General features: G+C 28.0%; 15 protein-coding genes. 14 read left to right on the top strand and 1 reads right to left on the bottom strand.

Going from position 1 to position 11384, the window contains the following annotated elements:
- The 7 genes from KTF99_RS16260 to KTF99_RS17730 all read left to right on the top strand — a co-directional run.
- On the top strand, window positions 1-249 hold a 249-nt coding region (locus KTF99_RS16260), incomplete at its 5' end, for a hypothetical protein (RefSeq protein WP_254210219.1).
- 335 nt (window positions 250-584) lie between these two features.
- On the top strand, window positions 585-1727 hold the full coding sequence (locus tag KTF99_RS16255) for an ArgE/DapE family deacylase (RefSeq protein WP_009299755.1): 1143 nt from the start codon (window positions 585-587) through the stop codon (window positions 1725-1727).
- Between the two features lie 525 nt (window positions 1728-2252).
- On the top strand, window positions 2253-2507 hold the full coding sequence (locus KTF99_RS16250; protein ID WP_008792836.1) for a hypothetical protein: 255 nt from the start codon (window positions 2253-2255) through the stop codon (window positions 2505-2507).
- Window positions 2446-2649, top strand: coding sequence for a group II intron reverse transcriptase/maturase (locus KTF99_RS17735; protein ID WP_198015233.1), 204 nt, complete (start codon window positions 2446-2448; stop codon window positions 2647-2649). Before KTF99_RS16250 ends, KTF99_RS17735 begins: the two co-directional genes overlap by 62 nt.
- A 306-nt stretch (window positions 2650-2955) precedes the next feature.
- Window positions 2956-3225, top strand: a complete 270-nt coding sequence (locus KTF99_RS16240; protein ID WP_217215651.1) for a hypothetical protein — start codon at window positions 2956-2958, stop codon at window positions 3223-3225.
- Window positions 3225-3449: a helix-turn-helix domain-containing protein gene (locus KTF99_RS16235; protein WP_008792834.1), complete on the top strand. Its 225-nt coding sequence runs from the start codon at window positions 3225-3227 to the stop codon at window positions 3447-3449. The genes KTF99_RS16240 and KTF99_RS16235 overlap by 1 nt, the downstream gene beginning before the upstream one ends.
- Window positions 3450-3512: 63 nt before the next feature.
- On the top strand, window positions 3513-3593 hold the full coding sequence (locus KTF99_RS17730; RefSeq protein ID WP_306660072.1) for a cysteine-rich KTR domain-containing protein: 81 nt from the start codon (window positions 3513-3515) through the stop codon (window positions 3591-3593).
- A gap of 587 nt (window positions 3594-4180) precedes the next feature.
- Here the strand turns inward: KTF99_RS17730 and KTF99_RS17325 are convergent.
- On the bottom strand, window positions 4181-4393 hold the full coding sequence (locus KTF99_RS17325) for a hypothetical protein (protein ID WP_233520978.1): 213 nt from the start codon (window positions 4391-4393) through the stop codon (window positions 4181-4183).
- A gap of 376 nt (window positions 4394-4769) precedes the next feature.
- Here KTF99_RS17325 and KTF99_RS17725 point away from each other — a divergent pair, with 376 nt between their 5' ends.
- The 7 genes from KTF99_RS17725 (at window position 4770) to KTF99_RS16195 (ending at window position 11299) form a co-directional block, all read left to right on the top strand.
- Window positions 4770-4982, top strand: a complete 213-nt coding sequence (locus KTF99_RS17725; protein WP_373220538.1) for a hypothetical protein — start codon at window positions 4770-4772, stop codon at window positions 4980-4982.
- Window positions 4983-5067: 85 nt separating this feature from the next.
- Window positions 5068-5202 (top strand): IS3 family transposase, encoded by a 135-nt coding sequence (locus KTF99_RS17720; protein WP_373220542.1) that lies wholly within the window; start codon window positions 5068-5070, stop codon window positions 5200-5202.
- A gap of 713 nt (window positions 5203-5915) precedes the next feature.
- Complete coding sequence (locus tag KTF99_RS16215; protein ID WP_009299756.1) at window positions 5916-7193, top strand: ABC transporter permease; 1278 nt, start codon at window positions 5916-5918, stop codon at window positions 7191-7193.
- Between the two features lie 9 nt (window positions 7194-7202).
- On the top strand, window positions 7203-7859 hold the full coding sequence (locus KTF99_RS16210; protein WP_009299757.1) for an ABC transporter ATP-binding protein: 657 nt from the start codon (window positions 7203-7205) through the stop codon (window positions 7857-7859).
- Entirely contained in the window at window positions 7859-9235 is a 1377-nt protein-coding gene (locus KTF99_RS16205) for an ABC transporter permease (RefSeq protein ID WP_008792832.1), read from the top strand. Before KTF99_RS16210 ends, KTF99_RS16205 begins: the two co-directional genes overlap by 1 nt.
- Window positions 9236-9332: 97 nt before the next feature.
- The gene (locus tag KTF99_RS16200) at window positions 9333-9986 is read left to right on the top strand and encodes a response regulator transcription factor (protein WP_008792831.1); all 654 of its coding nucleotides are present in this window, start codon (window positions 9333-9335) and stop codon (window positions 9984-9986) included.
- Entirely contained in the window at window positions 9983-11299 is a 1317-nt protein-coding gene (locus KTF99_RS16195) for a sensor histidine kinase (protein ID WP_008792830.1), read from the top strand. The genes KTF99_RS16200 and KTF99_RS16195 overlap by 4 nt, the downstream gene beginning before the upstream one ends.
- The last annotated feature ends 85 nt before the right edge of the window (window positions 11300-11384 follow it).

Genomic DNA, 11384 nt, shown 5'->3' with positions numbered 1-11384 from the left:
AATACAAAAAAACAAAGGATTGTGTGTGAGGTAGGGACTTATAATCAAGAATTATATGGTATACCATACATTCCAATTTCAAAACTATTTGATATTTCATCAGATAAACTAGATATTTTGTTATCTTTAGAAACTGTAGAATCTGTCATGTCAGTAAATTATGATGCGATATATGCTTACTTGGAAGAACAGTTGGAAGGTTTTGACCTTCAGTTATTAAAGAAAATTTTGCCAAAGAAAAGAGAATAAATCAATAAGAAATGAAACAAGCCTTTATATAATGATTTGAAAGAAAATTTACAACTGTTTGAAAAAGAATTTTGTATAAAATTTGATGATGACGAGTTAGCTAATATAATCCAAATTAAAAAATGTTAAATCATTACTTTTTTATTAAAATTAGTGTATGAAGTTACAGTAATTGGCTAAAAGAACTCTTTAATTATAAAAATGAAATAAAAGATTTGAATAATGATGTTGGCTTATGCATCTTTTTAATCGTTTTTCATTTATACTAGTTTATTATTCTAAATTCTGAGCTAAACTAATAGTAGCAGATTATAATGATATTGGAGGTATAAGATATGAATGATCAAAAAAAAATTCAAGTATTACAAGATGTTATTCGAATTCCATCAGTAAACGGGAAAGAAGCAGAAGTAGCATCCTATCTTTCTAAACTATTTATAGATTACAGTATTGAAAGTGAAAGAGTGCCTTATTGTCCAGGACGAGATAACTTGGTTGTAACTATTTCTACAGGGCACGGCAAAGTCTTAGGGCTTTCTGGGCATATGGATGTTGTGTCTGCTGGAAATGAAAGCATGTGGAATTATCCACCTTTTGAGGCGCATATTGAAGGTAATCGTCTCTATGGACGCGGATCGACAGATATGAAGGCCGGATTAATGGCGATGGTCATTGCTATGATTGAATTAAAAGAAGAAGGATGTCCATTTAATGGGACAATCAAATTGTTGGCGACTGTTGGGGAAGAGGTTGGAGAACTAGGAGCTGAACAATTGACAAAAGAAGGTTATACAGATGATTTGGATGCACTTATTATTGGGGAACCTACTGGATATGTTTTAGGCTATGCTCATAAAGGATCTATTAACTATACGGTAGTGTCTAATGGTAAAGAAGCACATAGTTCAATGCCACAGGAGGGATATAATGCTATTAGATGTTTAAATGATTGCATTATGGTATTCAATCAAAAAATGGACAAGATATCAAACGATTATATCAATGAAGAATTGGGAAAAACAATACATAATGTCACAATTATTCACGGTGGAACCCAAATAAATAGTATTCCAAATAAGGCTATTGCACAAGGAAATATACGGACTATACCAGAATTTGATAATGGTAAAGTGATTGCTCTATTAAAGGAAACAGTTGCACAATTAAATCAAGATAATTTATTTCCATTGGAGTTAACTATTAATTACAACAAAATTCCCGTTGAAGCCAACAAAAACTCCACATTGATTCAAGCTATTCAAAAACAGTTTGATACACCATTGCCAGTTTTAGGAGGCCCTGCTACTACAGATGCTGCAGAGTTTATAAAGTCACAGAAACAATTTGATATAGTGGTTTTTGGACCTGGTGTTACTACAGTTCCTCACCAAATCAATGAATATGTGGAAATTAGTAATTATTTTGAACAAATTGACATCTATAAAAAGATAATTACTACCTACTTAAGTGATGAATAATTGATGAACTTTATAGAGAAAAATAGTAATTAGATTTTTTCGCTGATTAGGTATTGTACAGTGTATGAAGCACTGGTACTATGTCAAGATTTCGGACAATTTAAATACAAGAATTTAGTAAGTCTAATCTAATATTTTATATTTTTTCTCAAATTGGTCCGGCAACATATATTCACAATGCGAACGTATTCTCATTGTGTTTAAAAATTTTTCCAACTATTCAAATATTAGTTTTCATAACCCTGGATTTTAAATCTGTTTATCCACTCACGTTTTATTGATGCATGAAATGTTTCTATACATGCATTATTTCGCAGGTAGCTTTTTTGAATAGCTTTTTATCATATTTTCTGTCAATTCTTTATATATGAGAGATAGAGTTGGATAAAATACACTAAATTGGACAGTTTTTAAGAAAATTATTATATGAAAAAAACAAGAAATGAGGTAATCTGAAATGGTAATCGACAGGATTGTGAGAAAATTAAGCAAGAACTTACATAATTTATAAGTATCACACTAGAGATGGAATTTAGTAAAGAAAAAACTCTGATTACACATAGTAATACTTTTGCTCGTTTTCTCGGATATAATGTCAGAGTACGCTGTGACCAGCAGATTAAACCAAAAGAAAAATTCAAAACCTATTCTATGAACAACAAGGTAGAATTGAGTATTTCATTCAAAGATAAGATAGAGAAATTTCTCAACAAATGGAATTATAAAGCAGAGATCAGACAATGGGAAATTAGAGCCTATACACCGATCACAATTGCTTAACAGAACAGATTTGGAAATAGTGACTATCTATAATGCAGAATTAAGAGATATCTGTAATTACTATGAATTGGCAAGCAATTTTAACAAGCTAATCTATCTCAATTGTCTTGTGGAATATAGCTGTTTGAAAACACTAGCATGAAAGCACCATTCCAAAATTTTTAAAATTAGTACTATGTATAAAGACTGTGCAGGTAAACTTCTAAAAGTATTTTGGAAACAAACGCCCTACGCCAGAAGAATACATTTACAAGATCACTAAAAAGGCAAAAATAAAATTATAAAGAAGTGTATTGACAATATTTCTTAAAAATGACACTTGCATTATTGTAATTGTTATGCTCTGTATAGAATGACGATTTAGGTGTTGCGTGATTTCTAGTAATCGTTGCTTGATTTTAATAAGCAAATTTCCTAAAATAATAGCATAAATAAAGGAGGTTTTGCTATGGAAATCAAACTAAAAAATAAGGGATATATCTTTTTTGTGCTTTCCTTTGCTCTGTTTGGCTTAGCTGGAATGTTTTTTGTTCCTGTTGTAATATTAATTATAAAAATATCAAAACGTTATCCAAAAGTTTTTACATGGATTACTATTGTTGCCTTTTCTTTGATGTGTATATATCTGTTGATAGTTGAGCAGGAATGGAATTTGAGTTTTTTGTTAATGTGTATAGCTGTCGCCATTGGAAATGTTTTAGATACTAAAAACAGATAATGGCGGAACATGGAAATTTCAAAAATAATAAAAGAGGCAAGAATAAAAAAGGAATGACTCAACAACAATTAGCAGACTCTGTGTATGTTACCAGACAGACTATTTCAAAATGGGAGTTAGAGAAAAGTATATCTGATGAAGCATCGCTAGATTTATTATATCAATGTTTGGAAATTAACAATGAGGAGAAAACGGTATTACAGAAACTCGTTCATAATAAGTAAACTATATTTTTGATTGTTGTTAAAGCAGAAATTAAATTTCTTAAAAGAATAAGAGGTGGTTCTATGGATAAGCAGTCATGGGTATTATGTCCATTTTGTAGTAATAAGATACGGACAAGAATACGAGAAGATAGGAACTGGTAAATTTCCCCTTGTTCTGTCCGAAGTGAAAAAAGGAAACTTTAATCAATATAAAGCAGGGAAAAGTAATTATTATCAAAGCGCTAATTGCTAAGACGCAGAGCCGATAATTTGTAGGCTATTGTAACTTATAGATTGTTGGCTTTTATTTGTTTTCTGCAAAGCAGATCAACAAATAAGCCCTTAAGAAATGCAACTAAAAAGTATTTTGTTCATCCCTCTTTTCCGTTCTGCCCTCGTGTAGTTGCACATATTGTTGTTAAAGGTTATTGTCTTTTTCCACTGCACGTCTGCTAGAGGAAAAAGTGATATTCCCTTAATTGTGAAAGTATAATAATTGTTTTTGAATTGTCTGCTGCATAAAAGAGGAGTTAACTATATAAAATTCAAGTAGTTTTTATGAAAAAGTTTGAAAATGTAAAACAATTAGATTTTATAGTTAGTTGAAACTAGATTTTTGAAAATGTGAATATTGGATTAAATACAGGCATGCTGAAAAGAACTTTTAAAATTGAATTTTTAAAAAGTTGCCCTATCTCAATAAGGCAGGGTCAAATGATTGACCTGTTTCTAGCAGATGATAAATGATGCTAAGTAGCTTTCTTATGCAGTAACCTTGAGTACTGCGGTGTCCTTTTCTTCGGAAAATCTTTAATTGGTAGTATTGAGTGAATACAGGGATTATTATTGATGACAGGCAGTATGATTTGATACAACGTTTTTCTAAGATATTTAAAACCCTTCTTGGTTATGGCTGTGTACTGTGCATTAAACTGACTCGATTCATAGTGATATAGGGTTATACCTGCAGATTTAATAATTTGAGAAGGCTTAAAATAACCGGTTTTGAACTTTTTCTTTTATTTATCAATGTATATTATTTAAATACCGGAGATATTAAATAATTAAATAATATAAGTTAGAATTCATCTAATTCGGATTGCATGTAAATTATTGAGTTATAAAAATAGAAAAGAATTTTGTAAAGATCTAAGAGCAGTCTACAAGTGATAAATAATTAGAAGCGCTAGACAAGGGCAAAAGTAGGCAAAGAAAAATCTTCCTGTTACTACACAAGAAAAGCAGCAAATAAAGAAGATAGGGTATTACGATAAAATCAAGTATAAATCATAAACGTGTCAAAAACGAAATTTCATAACATCAGAATGTAATCAAAAATTGCCAACTGATATATCAGAATTTTATATAGCAGCAGGTAAACTATATCTATCATCTATTTTAGATCTGCATAATAGAAAGATATTGTCTGATATCTCAGCTTCGCCAAGCTTTGTCCAAATTACAAATATGCTGGATGAGGCATTTTCAAAGTATGGTAATCTTGAAGTGATGATTATACATTCAAATCAAAGATGGCAGTATCAGATGTAGAACTACAAAAAGAAGTTAAATGATAAAAGAATAAAGCAGTCGACGTCAAGAAAAGGCAACTGTTTAGATAGCTCGCCAATAACATATTTTTGAAACATTAGGTGATTTAAAGATCGCGATGGAAGAATATGTCGAATATTATAATACAAAGAGAATCACAACAAAATTAAAAGGATTGATTCCTGTACAATACAGGAATCAATCCTTATTAACTATCTAAAAACAAGTTAAGTTAGTGTCCAACAATTAGAGTTCGCTTCAATCACGCCGTGCACCGCTTTTTAGTAATTAGCTGCGGTTGCTACAAAGGAATGATTATGATAGCTGAAGAAAATATAAAATTAAAAATGGATATTTCATCAGTGATTCATAAAAAGTGTGTAATATATTTTATGAAGCGGTTATGGATAACTGTTGTGTAATAAATAAAGGAGGAAAAATTATGATGGGAATTTGAAAAAAACTTGTGTTCTGAATATGGATTGTTGTTTGTACTCAGGCGTAAAAGAATTTTGTTCAATAGAAGTTAGTTTAAGATTTACTACGCGAGATTCCGTTTTCAAAGAAAAAAGTATTTGAAGAGGTTAAGATGTGTAATATTACTATTTTTATTCCTTGTTAACATGTTAGAATAGAGGGGTTCGTGCTCCTGCGAACTTATTTATCTAGTTGAGATTTTAGGGAAAGAAATACCTCTTATGTCACTAAAATAGAAGTATGAGAGAGATGTAGGTATTTTGCACCATTGAAAGGTAATGATTTTGATATTTCCGTTATTTATTGCTTTCGATAGGAATATACAGAATTTTTTAAGTGTGATTTTCTTCTGAGAGGATCTTTATTCATTTTATAGTATTATAAAGGAAGTATGTTAATTGCGCTAATGTGGGAATACTTATTTTGTGGAGTGAAAAATAGAGGGGGCGTAAAAAGATGAAAAAAAATGCTATAGCATATATTACAAGAAAGAGAAATAGAACTTTAATAATTTTTATCATATTAACTATAGTTCTTTCTTGCTTGTATTCTTGTTTAACAATAATGAAATCAAGCAATGAAATAGAAAAGGCTTTATATGAAAGTTCTAATTCTTCAATATCAATAACAAAAAAAGATGGTAAATATTTTAATGTTAATCAATTTAAAGATATTGAAAAATTAAAAGAAATTGAAGAAAAAATAATTCAATATGATGGATTAGCAAAACTAAAAGATGCTAAAGTAGTTAGCGGAGAACAAAGAATAAATAGAGAAGATTTATCTGACGAGTTTAAGAATGTTGTTTCACTCGAAGCTACAAATAATACTAAAAGAAATATTTTATTTAGTAGTGGAGTATTTACAATTAAAGAAGGTAAAAATATAGAAGAAAATGATAAGAATTCAATTATTGTTCATGAAGAATTTGCTAAACAAAACAATCTAAAATTAGGTGATGAAGTTGATCTTGAATTACTAGATATTGAAAAAAGTGGAAAAATAAAAAGTCATAAATTTAAAATTATAGGGATCTTTTCTGGTAAAAAACAGGAAACATATACAGGATTATCTTCTGATTTTAGTGAAAATATGGTGTTTGTAGATTATTCAACAAGCCAAGAGATATTAAATAAATCAGAAAATAATAAAATCGCAAATAAAATTTTAATGTATTCTGGTAGTGCAGAATCTACAGACTTAGCCTTAAACAAATTGAAAGAGCTTAAAATTGATGAGTCAAAGTATTTTGTTGAAAAAGATTCTAATGCGTTTGAAGAGTCTTTAGAGTCAGTGAGTGGAATAAAACATATAATAAAAATAATGACTTATTCTATTATGTTAGGTGGGATGGTTGTTCTTTCATTAATCTTGATTCTATGGTTAAGAGAAAGAATTTATGAAATAGGTATATTTTTATCTATTGGAACATCTAAGATACAAATTATAATGCAATTTATATTCGAGTTAATATTCATATCGATACCAAGTATAATATCTTCCTTATTTTTAGGAAATGTATTACTAAAAGTAATTGTAGATGGATTCATTAACTCAGAGGACTCAATAATTTCCGGTGGAAGTTTAATAAATAATAGTAGTTTTATGTTAAATATAACAACACTTGGACAAAGTTATTTAATATTAATAAGTATTATTGTTTTATCAGTTGTATTTGCTTCTTCATTAATATTAATCAAGAAGCCTAAAGAAATATTATCAAAAATAAGTTAGGAGAAAATAATGGATATATTAGAAATAAAGAATGTAGCATATAGTTATGCAAATTCTAAAGAAAAAGTTTTGTCAGGAGTAAATCAAAAATTTGAACTTGGGAAGTTTTATGCGATAGTAGGAAAGTCAGGAACAGGAAAATCTACACTTCTCTCCTTACTTGCTGGACTTGATAAACCTCAAACAGGAAAAATATTGTTTAAGAATGAAGATATACAAAAGAAAGGATATGGTAATCATAGAAAAAATAATATATCTTTAGTATTTCAAAACTATAATTTAATAGATTATTTATCACCAATTGAAAATATTAGATTAGTAAATAAATCAGCAGATGAAAGTATCTTGTTTGAACTAGGTTTAGATAAAAAACAAATAAAAAGAAATGTTATGAAATTATCTGGTGGACAGCAACAAAGAGTAGCTATTGCTAGAGCATTGGTATCAGATGCTCCAATAATACTAGCTGATGAGCCTACTGGTAATCTAGACAGTGTTACTGCTGGAGAAATAATTAATATATTAAAGACATTAGCTAAAGATAGAAATAAATGTGTAATAGTTGTAACACATAGTAAGGAAGTAGCAGATTCTGCGGATATCATTTTAGAACTAAGTGGTAAAAAGTTGAAAAAAGTAAATAAAATGAATTTGGAGGTTGAATAATGATAAAAAATGCATTTGCTTATGTAACTAGAAAAAGCTTAAAATCATTAATTATTATATTAGTTATTTTATCTATGTCAACTTTAAGTCTCATTAGTTTATCTATTAAAGATGCTACGGACAGAGCTTCAAAAGAAACATTTGCTAATATAACAAATAGTTTTTCTATGGAGATAAATAGACAAGTAAATCCAGGAACACCTAGAGGTGGGGGAAATGTAAAAGGTGAAGATATTAAAAAGATATCTCAAACAGATAGTATAGACTCCTATGTAAAAAGAATAAACAGTGTTGCAGATTTAGTTGATTATGATATTATTGAAACTCAAGAGACTCTTGCGAATCAATCACCTGAAAGAGCGAAGAATTTTAAAAGAACAGTTATGATAACTGGGGTTAACGATTCATCAAAAGAAACAAAATTTGTATCAGAAGCATATAAATTAGTAGAAGGAAAGCATTTAGAAAATGAAGATAAAAATAAAATCTTAATGCATAAAGATTTAGCTGAAAAAAATAATCTTAAAGTTGGAGATAAGATAAAAATAAAATCTAATTTATTTGATGCTGATAATGAGAAAGGTGCAGATGAAACAGTAGAAGTAGAAATTAAAGGTCTATTCGATGGGCATAATAGCGGTGGAGTAAGTGCAGCACAAGAACTATACGAAAATACATTAATCACTGATGTTCATACAGCTGCTAAAGTTTATGGTAATACAGAAGATACAGCTGTATACCAAGATGCAACATTCTTTGTAAAAGGTGATAAGAATCTTGATAGTGTAATAAAAGATCTTGGGAAATTAGATATAAATTGGAGAGAATATAATTTGATTAAAAGTTCATCAAATTACCCTGCATTACAACAATCTATATCAGGTATCTACTCAATTTCAAATAAATTATTTGTTGGCTCATTAATATTTGCAGGAGTTGTAGTTTCATTATTATTATTCTTATGGATGAATGCTAGAAAGAAAGAAATAGCAGTATTACTATCATTAGGTATATCAAAATTAGAAATTTTTGGTCAATTCCTAATTGAGATGGTATTTATATCAATCCCCGCATTCGTTGGTTCTTATTTTTTAGCTCAATATACAGCTGATAAGCTTGGGAATAATATATTGAATAAGGTTACTGGTGATATAGCTAAACAAATAGCTAGACAATCTGCATCTAGCCAATTAGGTGGTGGGGCAGAAGCTGAAGGATTTAACAAGACATTATCAAGTTTAGATATAAATGTATTACCTAAATTCATAATTTATGTAGTTATATTTATGAGTTTAGTGCTTCTTGTATCATTGATTATTTCTTCATTCAATATATTAAGAAGGGATCCAAAAGAATTATTAATTGACAATAATTAAAATTTTCGGTGCTTTCTAGCACCGAAAGTTTTTTGACTTTTAAATATCAAATAATATGCTGTATAATATAAGTGTATAGGCTTAAGTGGAGGTATATATGAAAATATTAACTGTTGAAGATGATAATATGATAAGAGAGGGAATAAGTGAATATCTTTCAGAATTTGGATATACTGTTATTCAAGCTAAAGATGGAAGAGAAGCCTTGTCAAAATTTAATAGCAATATAAATTTGGTTATCTTAGACATTCAGATACCTTTTATAAATGGTTTAGAAGTGTTGAAAGAAATTAGAAAGAAAAGCAATTTACCAATTCTAATCTTGACTGCATTTAGTGATGAAGAATATAAAATTGACGCATTTACTAATTTAGTAGACGGGTATGTAGAAAAGCCATTTTCATTGCCAGTATTAAAGGCTAGAATAGACTCTTTAATTAAGAAGAATTATGGACATTTAGAGAAGTTTGAATATAAGGAGCTATCAGTTAATTTTAATAGCTATACAGCTAAAATAAATGGTGAAGAAATAGATGTAAATGCAAAAGAACTAGAAGTATTAAAATGTTTATTGGATAATAATGGACAAGTGTTAACAAGAATGCAAATTATTGATTATGTATGGAAAGATAGCGAAGAAATTCCTTATGATCGAGTAATAGATGTATATATAAAAGAACTTAGAAAAAAATTACAATTAGACTGTATAACTACTATAAGAAATGTAGGATATAAATTGGAGAGAAAATGAAAAAATTAAAGATATTTCCCAAAATGTTCATACAAATATTTTCTGTTCTTGGAATAATAATTATATTAGTTCATTCATTAGTTTTTTTTATTTTTCCTAAAACATATTTGGAAACCAGAAAAGAAGAGATTCATAATAAGGCAAATGAAATTTCCAGTAATATGAATGGAAAAGAAATAAAATATATAGAACAAACGCTGGATCTTTATTCTAAGAGTAGTGAAATAAAGGCATTTATAAAAGAAAAAAATAATAATAATGAATTACAAATCAAAGATAATATAAATTTTAATTTAGAAAGCAATAGTAATTCTTTGATAATTGAAGAAAGAGAAATAAAGCTTAATGATGGTAAAAAAACACATCTACAATTTGTTTCTACAGCTGATATGCAAAAAGATGCGAAAGATTTAAGCCTTAAATTTTTACCATATTCTTTATTAATATCAATTTTATTTTCTGCTATTATTTCTTTAATTTATGCAAAATTAATAAAAAATAATATACAAGAAATAAAAATTGTTACTGATAAAATGATGAAACTTGATAAAAAAATGCGTTTAAAAGTTAGCTCTAATGATGAAGTTGGAGAATTAAAACAACAAATTAATGATTTGTATTCTACTTTATTAAGAACAATTGACGATTTGGAATTTAAAAATAAAGAAATTTTAAAATTAGAAAAGTTAAAATATGACTTTTTTAAAGGTGCATCCCATGAACTTAAAACTCCTCTTGCTAGTCTTAAAATAATACTGGAAAACATGAAATATAATATTGGAAAATATAAAGAAAGAGATATTTATATTAACGAATGCATTGAAATCGTTGATAGTTTAACAAAAAATATTTCTCAAATATTATCAGTTCATTCTATAGAAAATTTGAATAATGATGAAGAATACTTGAAAATAAATGATACATTAGAAGATGTATTAAAAAAGTATGAAATATTAGCAAATCAAAAGAAAATAACTGTTAATAATTATATATTAGACGAGAATGTCTATATAGGAAAAACAGCTTTAAAAATTATTCTATCTAATTTGATTAGCAATGCAATAAAATATACTGACGTAAATGGAATTATTAATATTGGATTAGATAAAGGCTGGTTGTATATTGAAAATTCATATAGAGATAATAAAGTTTCTGATATAACTAAATTATTTGAAGTCAAATTTGATTTGAATAAGGAAAGTAGTAATGGTTTAGGATTATATATTGTAAGCAATCTTTTGAATAATTATAATATAAAATATAAAGCTCTACAAAATAAAGATTTTTTTGTGTTTAAAATAAAAATATCTTAATAAAAATTGTGAAGTCAATCCATATGTTACGTAAGTGCCAAATAAAATAGTGTATTTAAAAAAGTCGATTGAATTGATACAATGA

Source organism: Erysipelatoclostridium sp. MSK.7.34 (assembly GCF_019041935.1).
Classification (GTDB): Bacteria; Bacillota_I; Bacilli_A; order Erysipelotrichales; family Coprobacillaceae; genus Thomasclavelia; species Thomasclavelia ramosa.
This window is presented reverse-complemented; position numbering and strand designations above follow the sequence as displayed.

Excerpts from the sequence above, each read along its gene's own strand:
- KTF99_RS16195 (WP_008792830.1), top strand. The coding sequence starts at position 9,983 with ATGAAAAAATTAAAGATATTTCCCAAAATGTTCATACAAATATTTTCT.
- KTF99_RS16215 (WP_009299756.1), top strand. The coding sequence starts at position 5,916 with ATGAAAAAAAATGCTATAGCATATATTACAAGAAAGAGAAATAGAACT.
- KTF99_RS17730 (WP_306660072.1), top strand. The coding sequence starts at position 3,513 with ATGGATAAGCAGTCATGGGTATTATGTCCATTTTGTAGTAATAAGATA.
- KTF99_RS16240 (WP_217215651.1), top strand. The coding sequence starts at position 2,956 with ATGGAAATCAAACTAAAAAATAAGGGATATATCTTTTTTGTGCTTTCC.
- KTF99_RS16210 (WP_009299757.1), top strand. The coding sequence starts at position 7,203 with ATGGATATATTAGAAATAAAGAATGTAGCATATAGTTATGCAAATTCT.
- KTF99_RS16200 (WP_008792831.1), top strand. The coding sequence starts at position 9,333 with ATGAAAATATTAACTGTTGAAGATGATAATATGATAAGAGAGGGAATA.
- KTF99_RS16205 (WP_008792832.1), top strand. The coding sequence starts at position 7,859 with ATGATAAAAAATGCATTTGCTTATGTAACTAGAAAAAGCTTAAAATCA.
- KTF99_RS16255 (WP_009299755.1), top strand. The coding sequence starts at position 585 with ATGAATGATCAAAAAAAAATTCAAGTATTACAAGATGTTATTCGAATT.
- KTF99_RS16235 (WP_008792834.1), top strand. The coding sequence starts at position 3,225 with ATGGCGGAACATGGAAATTTCAAAAATAATAAAAGAGGCAAGAATAAA.
- KTF99_RS16250 (WP_008792836.1), top strand. The coding sequence starts at position 2,253 with ATGGAATTTAGTAAAGAAAAAACTCTGATTACACATAGTAATACTTTT.